The organism is Salinivibrio sp. MA427 (genome assembly GCF_001996115.1).
GTDB classification, from domain to species: Bacteria; Pseudomonadota; Gammaproteobacteria; order Enterobacterales; family Vibrionaceae; genus Salinivibrio; species Salinivibrio costicola.
In genome coordinates this window covers 23,075-45,291 of the sequence record NZ_MUFH01000003.1, presented here as the reverse complement: position 1 = coordinate 45,291, position 22,217 = coordinate 23,075, and the positions used below count along the sequence as shown (strand labels likewise).

Below are 22,217 nucleotides of genomic sequence, written 5' to 3'. Positions count from 1 at the left end.
CGCTTATACACTGTTTTAAAAGGGAATAAAGAGGTAATGCCCTACCTTTTTACATCAGAAAAAATTGCATAAAAAAAGCCTGGCGTGAACACCAGGCTTTTTGTAGCAAATCTGACGATAACGTCGATTAACGCTTCGAGAACTGCGGGCTACGACGTGCTTTACGAAGACCCACTTTCTTACGCTCAACTTTACGCGCATCACGCGTCACAAAGCCAGCTGCACGTAGTGCAGGACGTAGTGACTCGTCATACTCCATCAAGGCACGAGTAATGCCGTGACGGATTGCGCCTGCTTGACCAGAGATACCACCACCAGAAACGGTGATGTACAGGTCAAGCTTCTCAGTCATTTCTACCAGCTCAAGTGGCTGACGAACAACCATGCGAGCGGTTTCACGACCGAAGTAAGTGTCGAGAGAACGCTTGTTGATCTCGATGTTGCCGCTACCCGGCTTGATGAAGACACGAGCTGCGGAGCTTTTGCGACGGCCGGTGCCGTAGTATTGTTCTGCCATTGCTTTATTCCTCTTAGATGTCTAGTACTTGCGGTTGTTGTGCCGCGTGCTTGTGCTCAGAACCTGCGTAAACTTTCAGTTTACGGTACATAGCACGACCTAGAGGACCGCGTGGCAACATACCTTTAACGGCTTTTTCAATCACCAGCTCAGGTTTTTGCGCGATCAGTTTTTCAAAGCTGATTGACTTGATGCCACCAATGTAGCCAGTGTGGCTGTAGTACATCTTGTCAGATTTTTTGCGGCCAGTTACAGCCACTTTTTCAGCGTTGATAACAACAATGTAGTCACCAGTGTCAACGTGAGGCGTGTACTCTGGCTTGTGCTTGCCACGCAGACGCGTTGCAATTTCAGTGGCCAGACGGCCTAGCGTTTTGCCTTCAGCGTCTACAACGAACCAGTCGCGTTTTACAGTTTCTGGTTTAGCAACGAAAGTTTTCATGCTAATAATTACCCGATTAATAAGTTTCACTTCAGGAGCCTAAGCTCCCACTGTTAAGCGTCCATACATCACCCCTTCGAGTGGTGGTACACCCGGCCAAAGCCTTTCAACAGTAACGGTGGGTCGCGAGATTATAGGGAAGAGTGGAGAAAAAATCACCTCCTTTTCGCAAAAAAATTCCGCCGTTTTTCTCAGTTGGTTATTGTTTGACTGTTCGCCAGCAGACAGCCTTAGGGCAAATGAGGCAATGCGAGATAGTCATGGCTTTGCATTTCAATCAGGCGTGACTGGCAACGCTTAAACTCAAACGCTAAACGGTCGCCATCATAGAGGCTATCGAGTGGCACCGCCGCTGAAATAATGAGTTTGACGCTACGCTCATAAAACTCGTCTACCAGCGCAATAAACCGACGCGCAGCATCGTCTTGTGTACTGTGTAATTGCGGCATGTCAGCGACTAATACCGTGTGATAAAGCCGCGCAATTTCCATGTAGTCGGTTTGACTGCGAGCGGACTGACACAGCTCAGCAAAACTAAAATGCGCCACGCCATCGCCATTTTCAATGGTATGTAGCGGGCGGTTATTTACGTCTATCACTTGGTCGCGCTGCCCCCCTTCCCCATTGAGTTTTTTGAAATACGCCTGCATCGTCTCGGTAGCGGTATCGCCAAGCGGGTGATAAAAAATAGCCGCTTGGGTCAGAGTACGCAGGCGATAATCAACGCCTGAGTCAACATTGACTACCTCACAGTGCTGGTTGATTAAATCAATGGCGGGCATAAAGCGTGCGCGCTGTAACCCGTTCCAATACAGTTCATCAGGCACGATATTTGAGGTCGCGACCAAGGTGATCCCGCGGGCAAATAGCGCTTCCATCAGGGTCCCTAAGATCATGGCATCGGTAATGTCCGAGACAAAGAATTCGTCAAAACACAGCACGCGGGTTTCTTGTGCAAACTTATCGGCGATTTGCGGCAATGGATCCGCTTCGCCATCCAGTATTCTTAGCTCTTGATGTACCCGATGCATAAAGCGATGAAAGTGCATGCGCATTTTGTTATCAAAAGGGAGTGCATGAAAAAACGTATCCATTAAATAGGTTTTCCCGCGTCCCACACCGCCCCAAAAGTATAGGCCTTTTACTGGGGTTACAGAGGCCGGTTCGCGCTTTCGCCAAGGCAACCAGCTGCGCTTTTCCGGCGTAGTGGAGGTGATGGGATGAGCGAGTAAACGGTGGTAGAGCTCATCGAGTTTCTCGACCGCCATACGTTGCGCGGGGTCTTCGATAAAATGGTGGTGGGTCAGATCGTTATTATAATGTTCTAAGGGCGTCATTCCTTGAAAGCCTCGTTGGTTATCGCCATCGTTTTCATAGTAACACGCGAGCGAGAAAGAGAAATACGCGCGTATAGGAGTACCACGTTCGCGATCTGGCATGTATAGTGAACACACGTTTCATCTTGCTAAGCCACCAGCAGATGTACGATATTATTATACGTAGGCAAGTGATTCCGCTTGCCCTGACTGACTCCCGGATACCCAGGGTGTTCAGTCAATGTGAGAGCACAAGGAGCAGTTATGGCCTGGATTAATAGCCTGATCTTTCTCGTCATCGGTATCGCGGTGGGCTTTTTTATTGCCCGTCTGACCACGCGCGATCTCAAACAACAAAAAAATATGAAAAGGGAGCTAGAAAAGTCACGTTACGAGCTCGAGCAATACCGCCAAGAGTTGGTGGATCACTTTGCGCAAAGTGCTGAACTGCTTGATACCTTATCGAAAGACTACAATAAGCTCTATCAACATATGGCCAAGACATCGTCGGATCTGATGCCTGACTTGCCCGACCAAGATAATCCCTTTGCCAAGCGTCTAGGGAAAATCACCAACCTGGAAGTAGACACCGCCAGTCATCCACCTCGTGACTATTCTGGCAGCGCCTCGGGCTTGTTAAAAAGCGACGAAGGCTCGCGCGCCAGCTGATCGAGGATTGAACTTTTTCAGATTGCCCCCACTCTCAATTGGTACGTCGACAATTGGAGTTAACCCATGATGAAAAAGTCTTTACTCGCAATTAGCGTCGCCGCGCTGACTCTTGGCGCGGCCTTTTCTCCTCTACCGAGCTATGCCGCCTTGCCTCAAGCGGTTAGCGGTGAAGCCATGCCCAGTTTGGCGCCAATGTTGGAAAAAGTCTCACCAGCCGTGGTCAGTATTGCGGTGGAAGGCAACAAGGTGTCTAAGCAACGTATTCCTGATGCATTTCGGTTTTTCTTTGGTCCCAATGCCCCCTCTGAGCAAGTCCAAGAGCGCCCTTTTCGTGGTTTGGGATCAGGGGTGATTATTGATGCCGATAAAGGTTATATCGTGACCAACCATCATGTGATTGATGATGCGGATGAGATCCGTGTCCAACTCAAAGATGGCCGCGAATACGATGCGACCCTGATCGGCAGCGACGAAATGTCTGATATTGCCTTGTTGCAGCTCGATGAAGATGCGAAAGATCTGACGCAAATTCCACTCGCTGATTCGGATCGTTTACGTGTTGGTGACTTTGCCGTTGCGATTGGTAACCCATTCGGGCTCGGACAAACTGTCACCTCGGGGATCATCTCAGCACTGGGGCGCAGTGGTTTGAACCTAGAAAACTTCGAGAACTTTATTCAAACCGATGCGGCGATCAACAGTGGCAACTCCGGCGGCGCGCTGGTCAATCTCAATGGTGAACTGATGGGGATCAACACCGCGATTTTGGGCCCGAACGGCGGCAATGTCGGGATTGGCTTTGCGATACCGGTGAATATGGCGAAAAGCTTGGTCGACCAAATCATCGAATATGGCTCGGTACGACGCGGCATGCTTGGCGTGACTGGCCGGGAATTGACCGCCGAGTTAGCCGATGCCTTTGGGCTCGCCACCCAGCACGGCGCCTTTGTTAGTCAGGTAATGCCTGAATCTGCCGCTGACGATGCCGGGCTCAAAGCCGGTGACATTATTGTCTCTGTCAACGGTAAGAGTATTCGCAGCTTTAGTGAGTTACGCGCCAAAATTGCGACGTTAGGGGCAGGTAAAACCGTTGCGCTCGGCGTGATTCGTGACGGTGAAAGTCTCGAGATGGAAACAACCCTTAAAGAAGCAGCTCAAACGCAAACCAAAGCGGATAACCTCCACAAAGCTTTGGCTGGCGCAGAGTTGAAAAACCATGATGCGAAACCAGCAGGTGTCGAAGTTGCCACGATTGAAGAAGGCTCGCTTGCCGCTCGATATGGACTACGCGCGGGCGATGTTATTATTGGCGTCAATCGACACAAAGTAGAGAGCTTGGGCGATCTGCGCAAGCTGCTCGAGGATAAACCGGGTGTGCTCGCCCTTAATATTGTGCGTGATAACAGCTCGCTTTATCTCGTGATTCGATAAACCGGCGTCTATTCACACCTTAATATTGATGCCTGCCACGTCGGCAGGCATTTTTATTGGCTCATGGTTTTTTATCCGCCCAGGACGGTGATGATTTCCACAACCCGACCTCACAATGCTATTCTCTAGCCTCGCTTTGTTTTGCTTGAGGATGGCATTGTTTATGCTGGCTTTACTTGTTCGTTCCGTGGTTATTGGCCTAGTCACGGCTGCCTTGCTATTAGTCGCGGTGCCTGATTTGCGCTCGGGCGTGTTATCCGAACTGTCTTTTATTGAAAGCGACGGCCAAGACACGGCAGAACTGGTGTCATTTAGCTATGCGGTCAAGCGCGCCTCACCGGCGGTCGTCAATATCTACACCCGTAATTATACCGGTAACGATAAATTAGAGCTTAATACCCAAGGATTAGGCTCAGGGGTACTCATGAGCGCTAAAGGCTATATCGTCACCAACTATCATGTTGTCGCCGAAGCCGACCAAGTGATCGTCGCCTTGCAAGATGGACGCATTTTCACGGCACAGATGGTGGGTAAAGATCAGCGTACGGATTTAGCCGTGCTTAAAATTCAAGCAGACAATCTCCCCGTGATCCCGGTCAATCAAAATTATCAACCCACGGTGGGCGATACCGTACTCGCCATCGGCAATCCGTATAATTTAGGGCAAACCACCACCTATGGCATCATTTCCGCTACCGGCCGGACCGGAATGAGCTTTTATGGTCGCCAGGATTTTCTCCAAACCGACGCGGCCATTAACAGAGGAAACTCTGGCGGGGCGCTGGTAAACAGTCGCGGTGAGCTCGTCGGCATCAATACCGCCTCTTTTCAACAAGCAACCGACCTTGAAACCTATGGCATTTCCTTCGCGATCCCTTACCGTTTAACCGCAAAAATCATGAATAAACTGATTGCCGATGGCCGAGTGATCCGCGGCTATATTGGTATTGATGGTCGTGATGTAAACCCGGTGATGGCCCGATTATTAGATGCCGAGCAGCAACGTGGGGTCATGGTCGCTGGGCTTGATAAAGACGGACCTGCAGAAAAAGCGGGGATTCAGCCTCAAGATTTGATTATTCAAATTAACGACAAGCCCGTGCGCGGTGCACGCGGTGCGATGGATATGGTGACCGATACACGTCCTGGCTCAACGCTTAACATTACGCTGATCAGAGACGGTGAAACCCTGACCTTGCCGGTCAAAGTGGGCGATGAACGCCAGCAGCGTTAATCAACGCATAGCGAAAATGCGCGCCCATAAAAAACGCCAGCCTGTGAGGGCTGGCGTTTTTTGTGTTAAGCATGAAGGCCAATTAGCCTGCGATATCACTGGACTCGTTCACTTCATCGGCGTCAATGCGCTCGATTTTAGCTCCTAAGGCCTGCAGTTTATCTTCGATACGCTCATAGCCTCTATCGATATGATAAATACGATCCACCAAGGTTTCGCCCTTTGCAATACAGCCGGCAATCACCAAGCTGGCAGAGGCGCGCAGATCCGTCGCCATCACTTGTGCCCCGCTTAGGCTATCGGTGTCACCACAGATCACGGTATTGCCTTCAATCTCTGCATGAGCGCCCATACGTTGTAATTCCGGCACATGCATAAAGCGGTTTTCAAAGATGGTTTCGGTGATTATTCCAGTGCCTTTGGCCACCAAGTTCAGCAAGCTAAACTGAGCTTGCATATCGGTTGGAAAGCCCGGATGTGGCGCGGTACGCACGTTCACGGCTTTGAGCTCGCGGTCTGTCATGTCTAATTCGATAAAGTCATCACCCGTTACCACCTTGGCACCGGCTTCTTCCAACTTATGAAGAACCGCTTCGAGTAACTCTGGCGAGGTATGGCGACACACAATATGCCCGCCAGACACCGCGGCCGCGACTAAGAAGGTGCCGGTTTCAATGCGATCTGCCACCACGGTGTGCTTACCGCCGCCAAGACGCTCTACGCCTTCAATCTCAATGCGATCGGTGCCTGCCCCCGTGACGTTTGCCCCCAACATGTTGAGGAACTTGGCCGTATCGACAATTTCTGGCTCACGCGCCGCGTTTTCAATCACCGTGGTGCCTTGCGCTAACGTCGCCGCACTCATGATGGTGACTGTTGCGCCGACGCTGACTTTGTCCATCACGATATGCGCGCCTTGCAAGCGACCATCGACAGTTGCACGCACATAGCCCTCATCCAACGTGATGGTAGCACCGAGCTGTTCAAGGCCGTTAATGTGCAAATCCACGGGCCGCGCGCCAATCGCACAACCGCCAGGCAAAGACACTTCGCCTTTACCGAAGCGAGCGACTAACGGCCCAAGTGCCCAAATAGACGCACGCATGGTTTTCACGAGATCATAAGGCGCACAGAGCTCAGTAATCTCACTGGCATCAACATGCACTGACCCGTTGCGACTCACCTTGGCCCCTAAGCGTGATAACAGGGCCATCGTTGTGTCAATATCGCGTAACTTAGGGACATTCGCGACTTCGACTGGCTCTTCAGCCAGTAATGAAGCAAATAAAATCGGGAGGGCGGCATTTTTTGCGCCAGAAATGGCCACATCACCTTTAAGCGGGCCATTGCCCGTCACTCGAAACTTTTGCATCATATCCTCTTACAACTGCATCAGCTTTTTATCGCGTGCCCACTCAGCCGGTGTCATCGCTTTAATGCTGACCGCATGAATATCATTACGCGCAATGTGATCCGTTAACGGACCATAGATCGTTTGTTGCTTTTTTACGCGTGACATACCGTCAAACATCTCTGCAACAGCGATGACCTCAAAGTGGCTGCCATCACCTTTCACATGCAGCTCGTCCACTGACTGAGCCTTTTCTGAAAAAGCGGCCTCTAAAATGGCTTTAACGTCGCTTGCTTCCACGTTTAAACTCCTTGTTGATGCTCCGCATCGTCAAAAAATGTGTCTAAATTACTCAGCGTTAACAATAGTTTTAGCTGTTCAGGCATCCCTTGATACCGTACCTGCTGTCCTTGATGACGCAGCGTACGATCAAGGTGGAGCAACATCGCCATTCCTGCTGAATCCACACGTGATAACGCACTTAAGTCTAACGTTAAGGCGTTATCGGTTGGGATCCATTGGTGACGCTGACGCCAAAAGGCAGGCACTGTGTCACGATCAAGCCGTCCTGACAAGTGATAGTGCTGCTCGCTGCCAGCCGTCAAGTTGACGCTCATGATGCATCCTGTTTTTGCTTATCTTCACGACGGATGGGCCGCTTGGCGATCTCTTTTAATTGTTCGACCACGGCATCAATACCATCACGACGCAGTGGTGTCTTCCATTCAGACTGCTTCGATTGGATCATACTGACCCCTTCAGCCGTCACGTCATACGCTTGCCAATTTCCTGTCCGCGTATTTTTACGTAAGCTAAAATCCAGACGAATAGGCGGACGTGATGCGTCAGTCATATCGACGCGAACTTTGACAATTTTATCATTCGGATCAATCGGTTTATCCTTTTGAACCTCAATGGTTTGGTCGTCATATTCGAGTAAAATCTGTGCATAGGAGGCAATCATGTACTCGGTGAAGGCCTCGGTAAATGCATCGCGCTGTTCAGGCGTTGCCTTGCGATAATACTGGGCGCCTAATATCAGCGACGCCGCATAGCGCGTATGGATATAAGGTAGGAGTTCGTCTTTGACGACATCACGTAATAAATCGGGATCAGCACGGAGCAGGGTGCGATCTTTGCGTATGCGCGAAAACGTATTCTCTGCGACTTGTTCAATCAGCTGATATGGGTTGGATTGGTCGACCGGCTCACTGGCCTGTACCGTCTGTCCAAGGCTGACTAACATCAAGCTCAGCGCCGAGCCTAATGCGATAAGTGTCTTTCTCATGCCATTTACTCCTTGTCACCCATGCTGTAGAGGAACTGACCAATTAAATCTTCTAAGACAAGGGCCGACTTGGTGTCTTGGATTTTTTCTCCCGCCTCTAAATAGCCAATGCCGAGCGCTTCATCGACAAACCCTGGGGTAATACCGATATATTGCTCGCCCAGCAGCCCTGCAGTGTAGATCGACGCCGAGCTCGATTCCGGGAAACGTCCCGCTTCTTCACTGATTTGCAGTGTCACTTGTGGGACATAGGTGTCTGGATTGAGCGAAATATCCGTTACCTGGCCAACAGTAACGCCCCCCACTTTGACAGGGGAGCGCACTTTTAACCCACCAATATTGTCAAACTCAGCGGTGAGGGTGTAGGTGTCTGCCCGCCCCCAACGCTGAACATCGGCGACTTGAAACGCAAGGGCTAATAGCGCTGCAATCCCTACGATCACAAAGCAGCCTACCCAAAATTCTGTTTTACGACTCTGTTGCATGATTAATTCCCAAACATGAGTGCAGTAAGGACAAAGTCTAGGCCGAGTACGGCCAGCGATGAATGTACCACAGTACGTGTGGTCGCGCGGCTGATCCCTTCCGAGGTTGGCGTGGCATCATAACCGTTAAAAAGTGCAATCCAGGTCACGGCGATAGCAAAAACGAGGCTTTTGATCAGCGCGTTACCCACATCGTAGCCAAGGTCGACCGATGCCTGCATCACCGACCAAAAGCTGCCATGATCAATGCCTTTCCAGTCTACCCCGACCAGCTCGCCGCCCCAAATCCCGACCAGCATAAAGATCACCGCCAGTAAGGGCATGGCGATGACGCCGGCCCAAAACCGGGGCGCAATAACACGACGCAGCGGATCAACCGCCATCATTTCTAAACTCGATAGCTGCTCGGTGGCTTTCATCAAGCCAATTTCAGCGGTCAGCGCGGATCCCGCCCGCCCAGCAAATAGCAGCGCTGTGACCACAGGGCCAAGCTCGCGCAGTAACGATAAAGCAACCATTTGCCCAAGGCTGGTCTCGGCACCAAAGTCCGACAAGACTAAATACCCTTGCAGGCTTAATACCATGCCGATAAATAACCCGGAGACAATAATGATCGCGAGTGAGCGTACTCCGACAGAATAGAGTTGTTGAATAAGCAGTGGGAAGGTTTTACTCGGTTGAGGACGCCCCACCAGCGCACCGGTCATCACAAAGGTGGCGCGGCCCATTGACTCAGCCACACGCATGGTTCGACGACCCATGTCCGCGATTTGTGTTTTAATCACCGAAAATCTCCTGCTTTAACTCACCCGCGGGATAACGAAATGGCACGGGTCCATCGGCATGCCCTTCTAAAAACTGCTGCACCCAAGGGTCTGGATTATCTCGCAACGATTGCGGCGATCCACTGGCGATAATACGGCTATCGGCCAAAAGATACACTTTATCGGCAATGCTCATCACTTCAGGCACGTCATGTGAAACGACCACACACGTTAGTCCTAGTGCTTGGTTGAGTTGACGAATCAAGGTCACCAGCACGCCCATGGTAATGGGATCTTGTCCTACAAAGGGTTCATCAAACAAAATGAGCTCAGGATCAAGGGCAATTGAACGGGCCAGAGCCGCTCGACGGGCCATACCGCCTGAGAGATCGCTGGGCATTAATGCGGCAGCCCCTCTTAATCCCACCGCCTCAAGCTTTAGCATTACAATGGTATGAATCATGGATTCATCCAAGTCTGTGTGTTCGCGCAGCGGGAAGGCAACATTATCGAATACCGACATATCGGTAAACAGGGCGCCTGATTGGAAGAGCATACTCATGCGCTGGCGGACATCGAATAATTGGCGACGCCCTAGCGAGGGAATGGAGTGGCCATCAAAAATAATATCACCGGCGTCTGGCTTTAGCTGGCCGGCGATCAAGCGTAGTAACGTGGTTTTACCGATACCTGAGGGCCCCATAATCGCGGTGATTTGCCCACGTGGTACCTGCAAGTCGACATGATCAAAAATGCATCGGTCACCCCGTGAGAATGTCATCCCATTGATATCTATCAGGCTCTTTGCTGCCATGGCCGCATCTCATGGTTGGAAAGGAACAAAATGAAGTGGCTGATAATAAGGTGTCACCCCGCCTAACACAAGCCAGCCTGCGTATCGGGCCAAGCAGGACGTGACCCACCCCTGATAATAGCAGCCAAGAAACGGTTTATATGTCAAGACGAGGTCAATGTGCGCCCCTTGCCCTGTGACGCGCCTTAGCCGCGATATAAGCCTTGGCGACGATACCAGCCTTAGCTGCAATACAAACCTTAACCGTGGCGCAATCGTTAATCGCGAGCAGGCGGCCGTTTATCGGTGGCCGTTCCACGGCGGCAACATCAAGATGATCCTGTCACAGCAACCCGCTTCATGGTGAACCATCTTTATCGTATCCGTAAGTCAGTGGGTGGAAAATGCCGGAATTGATAACTCACATGGGGGCTTTTTGCTTCACATTTCCCCCTTTAACCGTCAGAATTGCCCCTCATTTGAACCAAATTCACAACGCAAAGGATAGGTGTCATGGTTATAGCGGTTGCCATACTCATTGTTGGACTCATCGTGCTGGTATGGAGTGCCGATCGACTGGTCTTTGGCGCGGCTGCAATCGCGAAAAACTACGGCGTTTCGCCTTTAATCATCGGCATGACGATTCTCGCCATGGGATCGTCGGCACCGGAAATGATGGTATCTGCCAACGCTGCCCTCGCCGATAAAACCGATACCGCAGTGGGGAACGTTTTAGGCTCAAATATCGCCAACATAGCGCTTATTATTGGTTTTACCGCGCTGATCAAGCCGCTGTCGATTGGGTCGACCATTATTCGCCGTGAACTGCCACTGATGCTTGGGGTCACCGTCCTCGCGGGGGCCTTGCTTTGGAATAATCATCTAGGGTTTTTCGAAGGGGTGGGACTGATCACACTGTTTGTGATCTTTATTTTAATGATGATTAAAATTGGTAAAGATTCAGGTGATTCCGACCCAATATTGGCCGATCAGCAGTCTGACATTCCTAATGATGTTAGCAACCTGAAAGCGGCGATATGGATTATTATCGGCTTGCCTTTACTGTTGCTGTCATCGGATCAAGTGGTCGACTCCGCGGTTACCATCGCTCAGTATTTTGGCATGAGTGATCTGGTGATTGGCTTGACCATTATCGCCATTGGCACCAGCCTTCCTGAGCTTGCCGCTTCGATTGCCGGCGTCATGAAGGGTGAAGATGATTTGGCGGTGGGTAATATCATCGGCTCGAATGTGTTTAATATTCTCGCGGTCATGGCCATTCCTGGGTTACTCAACCCCTCAGCGATCAGCGAATATGCCATGAGTCGTGATTATTATATTATGCTGGTGCTGTCTATTATGTTGCTGGTGTTTGCGTTGGGCAAATCACGCAGTATTAATCGCATCGAAGGCGCCGTTTTCTTACTTTGTTATATCGGTTACCAAAGTTACCTATTTATTAACGCTGCCGCCTAAACGGACACAGTACAATGAGTGAATACAGTTTTGACTTTCGCCGCGCCGGGCTGGATGTCCTTAACATTGAGCAAGACGCGATTGCACAATTAAAAGCCGCCATTGATGATCGTTTTGAGGCGGCTTGCCAGCTGATGCTGAACGCCACCGGCAAAGTGGTGGTGATGGGAATGGGTAAGTCAGGCCATATTGGCAAAAAAATTGCCGCCACCCTCGCCAGCACTGGAACGCCTGCGTTTTTTGTCCATCCTGGCGAAGCAAGCCATGGTGATTTAGGTATGATCAACCAAGGCGATGTGGTGCTCGCGATCTCTAATTCCGGCGAGGCCGGTGAGATATTAACCTTGCTACCCGTGATTAAACGCTTGGGCATTCCRTTGGTCTGTATGACGGGCAATGCGCAATCTAGCATGGGGCAGTTAGCAAAAGTGAATCTCAACATTCATGTCCCGCAAGAAGCCTGCCCACTGGCATTAGCTCCTACCTCGAGCACCACTGCCACCTTAGTAATGGGCGATGCCCTTGCCATGGCCTTGATGCAAGCAAGGGGCTTTACCGCGAATGACTTTGCGCTTTCGCACCCGGGCGGTGCATTAGGACGCAAGCTGTTACTGCGCATTAGTGATTTGATGCATCAAGGCACGCGTTTACCCGTGGTGCCCGAAACAGCCACCGTGCGCGATGCTTTATTAGAAGTGTCTGAAAAGGGCTTGGGGATGACCGCTATCGTCGATGCTGATCAACAGCTGACCGGCGTTTTTACCGACGGTGACTTACGCCGCTTGTTAGATATGCGAATTGATTTGCATACCACCACCATTGGCTCGGTGATGTCAAAAGGCCCGGTGACGATTGAGCCGGAGTTGCTCGCGGCAGAAGGACTTAAACTCATGGAAGAGCGAAAAATTAACGGGTTGTTGGTTGCCAAAGACGGCCAGCTGCTTGGCGCCCTTAACATGCATGATCTTTTAAAAGCCGGAGTGATCTAATGGCCTCTACCGTAATTGAAACGCTGTACGGCCCTATCGCCACCGACGTATTCCAGCGTGCCGCTGCCATTCAATTACTCATCTGTGATATTGATGGGGTTTTTTCTGATGGTCGCGTCTATATGGGCAATCAAGGCGAAGAGCTCAAAGCATTCCATACCCGCGACGGCTACGGCATAAAATCATTGATGAACGCCGGGATTGAAGTTGCTGTCATTACAGGCCGCCAATCTCAGATCGTTGAGAACCGAATGCGCGCACTGGGTGTCAAACATGTGTATCAAGGCCAAAGCGACAAGTTAGCCGCGTACCAAGATTTGTGTTCGCACTGTGATGTACTTCCCGCACACACAGCTTATATTGGTGACGATTTGATTGACTGGCCAGTGATGGAAAAAGTGGGGCTGTCTTGTTGCGTCGCAGATGGCCACCCACTGCTAAAATCGCGTGCTGATCATGTCACCCACATTGGTGGTGGGTTTGGCGCGGTGAGAGAGGTCTGTGATTTGCTGCTAGAAGCCCGTGGCGAGCTCGATCAACACAAAGGTTTGAGTGTATGACTCGGCGGCTAGGCCTGCTTTTACTGATCGTGCTTTGTGCACTCAGCGGCTATTACCTATTGGCCCAGCACCGTTGGCAAAAGGTGCAACAGGTCACCCCTGATGCAGAAAAGCCTTTGTTTACCGGCGAAGACATTGAAACGGTGCAGTATACTGCTGACGGTGTGCGTAGTTATACCGTTGAAGCCAAGCATCTTGAGCACTACGCCAAAATCGATGAGACCCATTTTAATGAGCCTGTACTTTGGACCTATCAAGACGGCCAAGATGAAGAGTGGCGTGTGAGCGCAAACTACGCCGTTTTATCGGACGAGCACCTGCTCACTATGACGGGCAATGTCCGTATTTTTAATTTACTGCCGAATGCACAAATTGATTCGGTAACCACCGACTCTGTGACCTTAAACCTCACAACACGAGATTTTTGGTCCGATAGTCCTACCACCATCACGGGCACCCGTTTTCAAACCACAGGAAAACGCGTGAAGGGCAACTTCGGTAGCCACCAGATGGAATTGTTAGACGATGTTAAAGGCCGATATGAAACGACCCCTCGTTAAAGCACTAGCAGGTGCGATGTTGCTATTTTCGCACTACTCACTAGCGCTGAGTAGCGACACCGAGCAACCTATTCACATTCAATCTGAAAGTCAGCATTTGGACATGGCCACCAATACGGTGACCTTCACACAAGATGTCGTGCTCACCCAAGGCAGCATTAAAATCTTGGCCGATAAACTGATCGTTATCCGCCCGGAGGGGAAAGATGGCAGTGAAACCATCGAAGCCTATGGTAAACCGGCAACCTTTGAGCAAACCATGGATGACGGCAAACAGATTCATGGCGAAGCGAACAAACTGCGTTATGAAGTCGGTAATGAATATCTCAAAATGTCGACCAATGCGATGCTCGAGCAAAGTGGCAACCAGGTAGAGGGCAATGTGATCACCTACGAAATCGACAAACAACAATTGGTTGCCGAGAGTGATAGCAACAAACGGGTCACCACGATTTTACAGCCGACAAGTAAAAAAAATTCATCCAATAACGATTCATCTGAGTCAGACGCGGAATAAGAGGCCACATGGCAACACTGACAGCGGCCAACTTGGCAAAGAGTTATAAAGGGCGAAAGGTCGTCGCCGATGTAAGCTTGGAAGTGAAATCCGGTGAAATCGTCGGTCTGCTTGGCCCGAATGGTGCGGGAAAAACCACCTCATTTTATATGATTGTGGGTTTAGTGGCCCGTGATGAGGGGGCGATTTATATCGATGATAAAGACATCAGCATTCAACCCATGCACAATCGCTCTCGCTTGGGGATTGGTTACTTACCGCAAGAAGCGTCGATATTTCGTAAACTCAGCGTCTACGATAATCTCATGGCGGTGCTACAAACGCGTAAATCCTTGACTAAAGAAGAGCGTCAGGACAAAGCCGAAGACTTGTTAGACGAGTTTAATATCCAACATATTCGTGACAGCTTAGGCATGGCGCTTTCTGGGGGCGAACGCCGACGGGTTGAAATTGCGCGCGCCCTCGCCGCGAACCCTAAATTTATTTTGCTTGATGAGCCCTTCGCTGGGGTTGATCCGATTTCGGTTATCGATATAAAAAAAATCATTGAACACTTACGTGACCGTGGTCTCGGTGTGCTCATCACTGATCACAATGTACGCGAGACGCTCAGTGTCTGTGAGCACGCTTACATTGTCAGCCAAGGTCACTTGATTGCACACGGCACGCCTGATGAGGTGCTCAATGATGATCACGTTAAACGGGTTTACTTGGGCGATCAGTTCAAATTGTAGGATCGGCTCACGCTAAAAAATGCCAATCAAGGCTATAGTTAAATAAAGCGCTTGCTCTGTCGACCAGAGCAAGCGTTTTTAACCTCTTTGGTCGTTGAAAAAGGAAAGGTGTAAAGCCTCTATGAAACCCACGCTTCAGCTTAAGCTTGGACAACAACTCGCAATGACACCACAACTGCAACAGGCGATTCGTCTGTTGCAGCTGTCGACGTTGGATTTGCAACAAGAGATCCAAGAAGCGTTGGAATCCAACCCTCTATTGGAACATGACGAAGGCCAAGAGCAAGACACGGATCAAAGTGATAGTCAGCACGATCAGCATGCGGCCTCACAAGAAACGGCAACCGCCAGTGCAGATACCATGGAAACATCCGATGCGTTCGAAAAAAACGAAATGCCGGATGATCTCCCAGTCGATACGACGTGGGATCACTTATACTCTGCTGGCACCGGCAGTACCGGTGTGGGTGGATATGATGATCAGCCCGTTTATCAAGGCGAAACCACGCAGACGCTATATGACTATTTAAAATGGCAGCTTGAGCTCACGCCATTTTCCGAAAACGATCACGTGATTGCCATGGCTATCATTGATGCGGTGGATGACCAAGGCTATCTCTCAGTCAGTACCGAGGATATTTTAGATAGCCTCGGCAGTGATGATATTGAACTGGATGAAGTTGAAGCGGTGCTTAAACGCGTCCAGCACTTTGATCCTCTGGGGATTGCGGCGCGTTCACTGCAAGAATGTTTAATGCTGCAACTGGCCACCTATGATGACAATACACCCTGGCTGGCAGACGCGCGCAAGGTCTTGACCGAGCATATGGACTTACTTGCCAATCGCGATTATCGCCAACTCATGCGAGAAACCCGTCTAAAAGAGCCGGAGCTTAAAGCGGTGATGCAGCTCATCCACAGTTTAGAGCCTCGCCCGGGTAACTTAATTGTCACCAACGAAGCTGAGTACGTGGTCCCTGATGTATCCGTGTTTAAACACCAAGGCCAATGGGTGGTACAAATAAACCCAGATAGTGTGCCTAAACTGAAAGTGAACGAGCAATATGCCGCTTACGGACGCAATGGCTGCAGTGCATCTGATGGCCAATTTATTCGTTCACACTTACAAGAAGCAAAATGGCTGATTAAGAGCTTGGAAAGCCGCAATGACACCTTACTTAAGGTGACGCGCTGTATCGTTGAGCACCAACATGACTTTTTTGAATACGGCGAGGAGGCCATGAAGCCCATGGTCTTGAATGATATTGCCCTTGATGTGGATATGCATGAGTCGACCATTTCCCGTGTCACCACACAAAAGTATATGCATACGCCTCGCGGTATTTTCGAGCTGAAATACTTTTTCTCCAGCCATGTGAGCACCGACAATGGCGGTGAATGCTCATCGACGGCGATTCGCGCCTTCATAAAAAAAATGGTCGCTGACGAGCCGGCAAACAAGCCACTCAGTGATAGCAAGATTGCCGCATTGCTGGCCGAGCAAGGCATTAAAGTTGCAAGACGGACCATTGCCAAATACCGAGAGTCACTTGGCATTGCGCCGTCAAACCAGCGCAAGCGTCTATTGTAGACGCCTCAACAGAAGGAAAATGTGTATGCAAATCAACCTGACTGGACAGTCTGTCGACATCACGCCACCATTGCGCGAGTATGTGGAAACCAAATTTGCTAAACTCGAGCGCTTTTTCGAGCACATTAACAATGTCCATGTTGTACTGAATGTTCAAAAGCTTGACCAAATCGCAGAGGCAACGCTCCATGTAAATAACGGCGAGCTCCATGCGAAAGCACAGTCGCAAGACATGTATGCGGCCATTGACGGGTTGACCGATAAACTGGTTAAACAACTGAGTAAACACAAAGAAAAGCTCAAACAGCATTAGGCTATGGAACTTAAAGATGTACTTTCAGTGGACTGCACGCGTAGTGCTGTCCACTGCTCCAGCAAAAAACGCGCCCTGGAAATTATTAGTCAGGTTGCTGCGGATAAACTGGGCACTAACGCGCAAAAATTGTTTGAATGCATGCTAAGCCGTGAAAAACTCGGCACCACAGGCATTGGCGCGGGGATTGCTATCCCACATGGGCGAACACTTGAGAGCCAACAGGCTATCGGGGTGTTGTTGCAATGTGCGGAACCTATCGAGTTTGATGCAGTCGATAAACGTCCGGTGGATTTGCTATTCGCGTTACTGGTACCCGATGAGCAATGTAAGGTGCACTTACAAACCCTTTCGAGTATTGCGGAGAAGCTGAACAATAAACAGCTATGTCGTCAACTTCGCAGTGCTGACTCAGACCAAGAGCTCTACAACATTATTACGCAATAAGCCATCAGGCTAACGGGGAACATTATGATGCTAAAAATTGTCAGTGGCCGCTCTGGCTCAGGCAAGTCAGTGGCGCTAAGGGTACTCGAGGATCTTGGCTACTATTGCGTCGACAATTTACCCGTTAACTTACTGCGTGACTTTGTCGTGTCACAAGATGACGCCGACGCCAAAATCGCGGTGAGTTTAGATATTCGTAACCTTCCGAATGCGAAAGAGCCGATCGCGGATACCTTAGAGGCATTACGACAAGTCTGCGATGTGACACTTTATTATTTGGATGCGGATGACAAGGATCTGATCAAACGATTCAGTGAAACACGGCGTTTGCATCCGTTATCGCGACATAATTTGTCACTTGAGCAAGCGATCCAAGCCGAAAAGCAACAGATGGCACCGATAAAAGCTCATGCCGATCGCGTTATCAACACATCCGGGCTCTCTATCCACGATTTGAGTGAATCTGTGCGTGCCTTGGTGCTTGGCCGCACCAGCAGCGATCTTGTCATGGTATTTGAATCGTTCGGCTTCAAGCATGGCTTGCCCGCCGATGCCGATTATGTGTTTGATGTTCGCTTTTTACCCAACCCGCATTGGGAGCCCACGTTACGACCCCATACTGGCTTAGAAAAACCCGTCCGCATGTTTCTTGCCGCTCAGCCAGATGTCGCAATGGTGATCGCGCAAATTAAGGGCTTTTTAGAGTCTTGGCTCCCGGCGCTTAAAAATAACAACCGCAGTTATGTGACCGTAGCAATCGGCTGTACCGGTGGTAAACATCGCTCTGTCTATGTTGCCCAGTACTTATCTGATTATTTTCATGAGTTAGGCGAACAGGTGCAAATCCGTCATCGCACGTTGGAGCAACAAGGATGACCGCCTTGTCAGCACAGGTCTGTGTCCGTAATCGCCTTGGCCTCCATGCCCGCGCCGCGATAAAGCTGGTTGAGTTAGTGCAAGACTATGATGCGCAAGTCACCCTACAAACCGACACTAAGTCCGCTAATGCAGACAGTGTGATGGCGATGCTGATGCTCGAATCAGCACAAGGCGAAACGATCACAGTGTCGGCCGATGGCCCTCAGTCAGCGTTAGCCCTAGATGCAGTCAAAGCGTTATTTGATGCGGGATTTGACGAAGACACGGTCACCTCTCACGCCACGACGTAAGCCTGTGCGTTCATTGCCCACAATTCCCGCCTTCAACCGATTTGTCATGAGACAGACACCCCTGATTGGGTTAGAATTTTAGTCATTGCATTTGGGGGAGTGACCGATGGCAGAGTCAACAGAACAAGAACAAAGTAACCAAACCCACCAACGTCTCCAAGAAGTCACTCAACTCCTTGAGCAAGGGATGTTCGTACGCGTACGTCGCATGCTTGAGGACATGGAGCCGGAAGATACCGCCCACCTGCTAGAAGCATCGCCGCCAAAAGGGCGTCTTGTTCTGTGGCAATTAACCGATCCAGAGGATCAGGGGGAAATCCTTGATGAGCTCTCGGAGGACGTTAAAGACGGCATCATGGTGCGGATGGCGCCCGATCAGCTTGCGGCAGCCACCGAGGGCATGGAGACCGATGATGTCGCCTACTTGCTGCGTAGCTTGCCTCAGGACGTTTCTCAAGATGTGCTAGCGCAAATGGATGCCCAAGATAGGACGCGGGTGCAACAAGCCCTTTCCTATCCTGAGGAGTCTGCAGGCGGGATCATGAACACCGACGTCGTCACTATTCGTGATGATGTCACCGTGGACGTGGTCTTACGCTATTTGCGCATGCGCGGTGAGTTACCCGATACCACCGATACCTTGTACGTGATTGATCCCAATGGCCGATTAATCGGTAATTTGCCTATCAGTGCCCTCTTGGTGAATCAGCCGGATGTCGCCATTGCTGACATCATGGAGGATCCTGATGAAGCGATCAGCGTCACCATGGATGATGGCGATGTCGCCCATTTGTTTGAGCGTCGTAACTGGGTTTCCGCCCCTGTTGTCGACGAACGTAATCACCTCGTCGGTCGGATTACCATTGATGATGTCGTCGATATTATTCGTGAAGATGCCGAGCATTCGATGATGAGTATGGCAGGCTTGGATGACGAGGAAGACACCTTTGCACCGGCTTTTAAAAGTGCACGTCGTCGTAGCATTTGGCTTGGGATCAATGTGCTCGCCGCCCTAACCGCGGCGTCCGTCTCTAATATGTTTGAAGGCACCCTGGATAAAATGGCGGCAATCGCCGTTTTAATGACCATCGTCCCTTCTATGGGTGGTGTAGCGGGTAACCAAACGGTCGCACTGGTGATCCGAGGGCTTGCCGTCGGCCATATCGGTGATTCCAACACCCGCTGGTTACTGGCCAAAGAAGCCACCGTGGGGTTGATGAACGGGCTGATTTGGTCCGCTATTATTGGTGGCATTGTGGTGATTTGGAAAGGCAGTATTGAGTTAGGGTTAATTATTTCCGGTGCAATGCTGGTCAACCTATTTATCGCGGGCATTGCTGGGGTCGCAATACCGACATTGCTGAAAAAATACAATATCGATCCGGCGTTAGCGGGCGGCATGGCGCTCACCACCATCACCGATGTGGTCGGCTTGCTTGCCTTTTTAGGCTTGGCGACGCTGTTTATTACTTAACGCAGATAAGGTTAATCGGCCACGATGTGTGGGGTTGGTCCACGAGAAAAATCACGACAATAAACCCAAAAAAAGGCGAGCCACTGGCTCGCCTTTTTGTTATTACACTAAACCGCTGCTGTGCTAAACAGCTGTTACGCTTAACCGCTGTCCGCTAAACAGGTATCACTTTATTCGTCCAAGAAGCTGCGCAGTGTTTCTGAGCGGCTTGGATGACGAAGTTTACGTAGCGCTTTCGCCTCAATCTGACGAATACGCTCACGAGTCACATCAAACTGTTTACCCACTTCTTCCAGCGTATGGTCAGTATTCATTTCAATACCAAAGCGCATACGCAGTACTTTCGCTTCGCGTGGCGTAAGACCGGCTAAGACATCATTGGTTGCCATCTTAAGGTTGTTCGACGTCGCCGAATCCATAGGCAGTTCCAACGTGGTGTCTTCGATAAAATCACCTAAGTGTGAATCTTCATCATCACCAATCGGTGTTTCCATCGAGATCGGCTCTTTGGCAATTTTCAGCACTTTGCGGATTTTATCTTCTGGCATCAGCATCCGCTCTGCCAATTCTTCCGGTAACGGCTCGCGGCCCATTTCCTGCAGCATTTGGCGCGAAATACGGTTGAGCTTGTTGATGGTCTCAATCATATGCACCGGAATACGAATGGTCCGTGCTTGGTCTGCAATCGAGCGTGTGATCGCCTGACGAATCCACCAAGTAGCATAGGTTGAGAATTTATAACCACGGCGGTATTCGAACTTATCCACCGCTTTCATCAAGCCAATGTTACCTTCTTGAATCAGATCCAAGAATTGTAAGCCACGGTTGGTGTATTTTTTCGCAATCGAAATCACCAAACGCAAGTTCGCCTCAACCATTTCTTTCTTGGCACGGCGTGCTTTCGCTTCACCAATGGACATGCGACGGCTAATATCTTTGATACGCTCGACCGACAGGCCAGTTTCGTCTTCGATAATTTTTAGCTTCTGCACACAACGGCGTAGATCTTCTTCGTAACGTGCGACACGCTCTGCGTAAGGCTTGCCTGAATTAAGTGCTTGGTCAATCCATGCATCTGATGACTCGTTACCGCCAAACAGTTGCACAAAGGTTTTCTTCGGCATTTTCGCCTGATCGACACAAAGACGCATCACCAAACGCTCTTGGGTGCGAACCTTGTCCATGGTCTGACGCATGTCTTTTACCAAACGATCAAACTGTTTGGGGATCAGACGGAACTGTTTAAATGTCTCAGACAATTCTTCGATCGATGATTTAGTGCGGTCGTCATAACGCCCGTACTTCTGAATCGCGGTTTCCATTGCCGAATAAGTACGACGCAATTCGCTGAACTTTTCACGTGCGAGCTCAGGATCGATACCGACATCTTCCTCACTCTCATCGTCTTCGTCGCTATCGTCTTTGTCGTCGTCTTCATCTTCGTCATCCAGCTCTTTTTCACTGAGCTCGGAGCCGATATGGGTCGCGGTCGGGGCGACACTGTCCTGTTCGGGATCGATAAATCCCGAAATGATGTCGGTTAAGCGAAGCTCTTCGGCTTCAACTTTGTCGAATTGATCAAGCAGTGAAGCAATCGAGGCCGGATATTCCGCCACCGAACACTGCACCTGATTGATGCCATCTTCGATACGCTTGGCAATATCGATCTCGCCCTCACGGGTCAACAGCTCGACCGTCCCCATTTCACGCATGTACATGCGAACGGGATCCGTGGTGCGACCAATCTCGCTCTCCACACTCGATAGAGCTGCCGCCGCGGCTTCTGCTGCATCTTCGTCGGCCACGGTTTCTGACATCATTAACTCATCGGCATCTGGCGCGGCTTCCACCACTTGAATGCCCATGTCATTAATCATCTGAATGATGTCTTCTATTTGGTCGGAATCGACAATGTCTTCCGGGAGGTGGTCATTAACTTCGGCATAGGTCAGATAGCCTTGCTCCTTGCCTTTTGCGACAAGCAACTTTAGCTGTGACTGCGGATTTTGATCCATAGACGATATCCAACTTCGGGTCTGAGTGAAGAATTTAGTATGCGGAAACGCAAACCGCCAATTTTAACAAATGTCACCT

The 22,217-nt window shown here is 50.2% G+C and carries 25 protein-coding genes and 1 pseudogene; 15 read left to right on the top strand and 11 right to left on the bottom strand.

What is annotated here, in order from left to right; translation table 11 throughout:
* Window positions 1-127: 127 nt before the first annotated feature.
* The 3 genes from rpsI to zapE form a co-directional block, all read right to left on the bottom strand.
* Complete coding sequence (rpsI, locus tag BZG79_RS00780) at window positions 128-517, bottom strand: 30S ribosomal protein S9 (RefSeq protein ID WP_021022657.1); 390 nt, start codon at window positions 515-517, stop codon at window positions 128-130.
* Between the two features lie 13 nt (window positions 518-530).
* On the bottom strand, window positions 531-959 hold the full coding sequence (rplM, locus tag BZG79_RS00775; RefSeq protein WP_025674468.1) for a 50S ribosomal protein L13: 429 nt from the start codon (window positions 957-959) through the stop codon (window positions 531-533).
* A 230-nt stretch (window positions 960-1,189) separates the two neighbouring features.
* Window positions 1,190-2,296: a cell division protein ZapE gene (gene zapE / locus BZG79_RS00770; RefSeq protein WP_077660169.1), complete on the bottom strand. Its 1,107-nt coding sequence runs from the start codon at window positions 2,294-2,296 to the stop codon at window positions 1,190-1,192.
* A gap of 243 nt (window positions 2,297-2,539) precedes the next feature.
* Here zapE and zapG point away from each other — a divergent pair, with 243 nt between their 5' ends.
* The 3 genes from zapG to degS all read left to right on the top strand — a co-directional run bounded on the left by zapG (window position 2,540) and on the right by degS (window position 5,612).
* Window positions 2,540-2,944 (top strand): Z-ring associated protein ZapG, encoded by a 405-nt coding sequence (zapG, locus tag BZG79_RS00765; RefSeq protein ID WP_077660139.1) that lies wholly within the window; start codon window positions 2,540-2,542, stop codon window positions 2,942-2,944.
* Window positions 2,945-3,013: 69 nt separating this feature from the next.
* Window positions 3,014-4,378, top strand: a complete 1,365-nt coding sequence (locus BZG79_RS00760) for a Do family serine endopeptidase (RefSeq protein ID WP_108743207.1) — start codon at window positions 3,014-3,016, stop codon at window positions 4,376-4,378.
* Window positions 4,379-4,541: 163 nt separating this feature from the next.
* Window positions 4,542-5,612, top strand: coding sequence for an outer membrane-stress sensor serine endopeptidase DegS (degS, locus tag BZG79_RS00755; protein ID WP_077773536.1), 1,071 nt, complete (start codon window positions 4,542-4,544; stop codon window positions 5,610-5,612).
* 82 nt (window positions 5,613-5,694) lie between these two features.
* On the opposite strand, the gene murA is transcribed toward degS, so the two are convergent.
* Genes murA through mlaF form a run of 7 tightly spaced genes read right to left on the bottom strand, consistent with a single transcriptional unit; the run spans window position 5,695 to window position 10,314 of the window.
* The gene (gene murA / locus BZG79_RS00750; protein ID WP_077660142.1) at window positions 5,695-6,984 is read right to left on the bottom strand and encodes a UDP-N-acetylglucosamine 1-carboxyvinyltransferase; all 1,290 of its coding nucleotides are present in this window, start codon (window positions 6,982-6,984) and stop codon (window positions 5,695-5,697) included.
* 9 nt (window positions 6,985-6,993) lie between these two features.
* Window positions 6,994-7,263 carry a BolA family iron metabolism protein IbaG gene (gene ibaG / locus BZG79_RS00745; protein ID WP_077773535.1) on the bottom strand — a complete coding sequence of 90 codons (270 nt, stop codon included), beginning with the start codon at window positions 7,261-7,263 and terminating at the stop codon, window positions 6,994-6,996.
* A 2-nt stretch (window positions 7,264-7,265) separates the two neighbouring features.
* Window positions 7,266-7,580 carry an STAS domain-containing protein gene (locus tag BZG79_RS00740; protein ID WP_021022665.1) on the bottom strand — a complete coding sequence of 105 codons (315 nt, stop codon included), beginning with the start codon at window positions 7,578-7,580 and terminating at the stop codon, window positions 7,266-7,268.
* Window positions 7,577-8,251 carry a phospholipid-binding protein MlaC gene (gene mlaC / locus BZG79_RS00735; protein WP_077645744.1) on the bottom strand — a complete coding sequence of 225 codons (675 nt, stop codon included), beginning with the start codon at window positions 8,249-8,251 and terminating at the stop codon, window positions 7,577-7,579. Before mlaC ends, BZG79_RS00740 begins: the two co-directional genes overlap by 4 nt.
* A gap of 5 nt (window positions 8,252-8,256) precedes the next feature.
* Entirely contained in the window at window positions 8,257-8,736 is a 480-nt protein-coding gene (mlaD, locus tag BZG79_RS00730) for an outer membrane lipid asymmetry maintenance protein MlaD (RefSeq protein WP_077773534.1), read from the bottom strand.
* Window positions 8,737-8,738: 2 nt separating this feature from the next.
* Window positions 8,739-9,518, bottom strand: coding sequence for a lipid asymmetry maintenance ABC transporter permease subunit MlaE (gene mlaE / locus BZG79_RS00725; RefSeq protein ID WP_269087438.1), 780 nt, complete (start codon window positions 9,516-9,518; stop codon window positions 8,739-8,741).
* Window positions 9,514-10,314: a phospholipid ABC transporter ATP-binding protein MlaF gene (gene mlaF, locus BZG79_RS00720; protein ID WP_021022669.1), complete on the bottom strand. Its 801-nt coding sequence runs from the start codon at window positions 10,312-10,314 to the stop codon at window positions 9,514-9,516. Before mlaF ends, mlaE begins: the two co-directional genes overlap by 5 nt.
* Before the next feature lie 492 nt (window positions 10,315-10,806).
* On the opposite strand from mlaF, the gene BZG79_RS00715 reads away from it, so the two are divergent.
* From BZG79_RS00715 to mgtE, 12 genes are all read left to right on the top strand, one after another.
* Window positions 10,807-11,769, top strand: coding sequence for a calcium/sodium antiporter (locus BZG79_RS00715; RefSeq protein ID WP_021022670.1), 963 nt, complete (start codon window positions 10,807-10,809; stop codon window positions 11,767-11,769).
* A gap of 14 nt (window positions 11,770-11,783) precedes the next feature.
* Window positions 11,784-12,758, top strand: coding sequence for a KpsF/GutQ family sugar-phosphate isomerase (locus BZG79_RS00710; RefSeq protein WP_077459896.1), 975 nt, complete (start codon window positions 11,784-11,786; stop codon window positions 12,756-12,758).
* Window positions 12,758-13,318 carry a 3-deoxy-manno-octulosonate-8-phosphatase KdsC gene (kdsC, locus tag BZG79_RS00705; protein ID WP_077660146.1) on the top strand — a complete coding sequence of 187 codons (561 nt, stop codon included), beginning with the start codon at window positions 12,758-12,760 and terminating at the stop codon, window positions 13,316-13,318. The genes BZG79_RS00710 and kdsC overlap by 1 nt, the downstream gene beginning before the upstream one ends.
* Window positions 13,315-13,878: an LPS export ABC transporter periplasmic protein LptC gene (gene lptC / locus BZG79_RS00700; protein ID WP_077459898.1), complete on the top strand. Its 564-nt coding sequence runs from the start codon at window positions 13,315-13,317 to the stop codon at window positions 13,876-13,878. Before kdsC ends, lptC begins: the two co-directional genes overlap by 4 nt.
* Complete coding sequence (gene lptA / locus BZG79_RS00695) at window positions 13,859-14,395, top strand: lipopolysaccharide transport periplasmic protein LptA (RefSeq protein ID WP_077460037.1); 537 nt, start codon at window positions 13,859-13,861, stop codon at window positions 14,393-14,395. Before lptC ends, lptA begins: the two co-directional genes overlap by 20 nt.
* 8 nt (window positions 14,396-14,403) lie before the next feature.
* Complete coding sequence (lptB, locus tag BZG79_RS00690) at window positions 14,404-15,129, top strand: LPS export ABC transporter ATP-binding protein (protein WP_021022675.1); 726 nt, start codon at window positions 14,404-14,406, stop codon at window positions 15,127-15,129.
* Window positions 15,130-15,250: 121 nt separating this feature from the next.
* Window positions 15,251-16,720 carry an RNA polymerase factor sigma-54 gene (locus BZG79_RS00685; protein WP_077773533.1) on the top strand — a complete coding sequence of 490 codons (1,470 nt, stop codon included), beginning with the start codon at window positions 15,251-15,253 and terminating at the stop codon, window positions 16,718-16,720.
* 25 nt (window positions 16,721-16,745) lie between these two features.
* Window positions 16,746-17,033, top strand: a complete 288-nt coding sequence (hpf, locus tag BZG79_RS00680; protein ID WP_021022677.1) for a ribosome hibernation promoting factor — start codon at window positions 16,746-16,748, stop codon at window positions 17,031-17,033.
* A 3-nt stretch (window positions 17,034-17,036) separates the two neighbouring features.
* The gene (ptsN, locus tag BZG79_RS00675) at window positions 17,037-17,480 is read left to right on the top strand and encodes a PTS IIA-like nitrogen regulatory protein PtsN (RefSeq protein WP_077773532.1); all 444 of its coding nucleotides are present in this window, start codon (window positions 17,037-17,039) and stop codon (window positions 17,478-17,480) included.
* Between the two features lie 24 nt (window positions 17,481-17,504).
* Window positions 17,505-18,356 (top strand): RNase adapter RapZ, encoded by an 852-nt coding sequence (gene rapZ, locus BZG79_RS00670; RefSeq protein WP_077459901.1) that lies wholly within the window; start codon window positions 17,505-17,507, stop codon window positions 18,354-18,356.
* A complete protein-coding gene (locus tag BZG79_RS00665) occupies window positions 18,353-18,649 on the top strand; it encodes an HPr family phosphocarrier protein (RefSeq protein ID WP_077459902.1) in 297 nt (98 codons plus the stop codon). Before rapZ ends, BZG79_RS00665 begins: the two co-directional genes overlap by 4 nt.
* A gap of 106 nt (window positions 18,650-18,755) precedes the next feature.
* Window positions 18,756-20,123, top strand: a complete 1,368-nt coding sequence (mgtE, locus tag BZG79_RS00660) for a magnesium transporter (RefSeq protein WP_077773531.1) — start codon at window positions 18,756-18,758, stop codon at window positions 20,121-20,123.
* A gap of 170 nt (window positions 20,124-20,293) precedes the next feature.
* On the opposite strand, the pseudogene rpoD reads toward mgtE, so the two are convergent.
* Window positions 20,294-22,150: pseudogene (gene rpoD / locus BZG79_RS00655) on the bottom strand (RNA polymerase sigma factor RpoD); the annotation flags it as partial.
* Window positions 22,151-22,217: the final 67 nt, after the last annotated feature.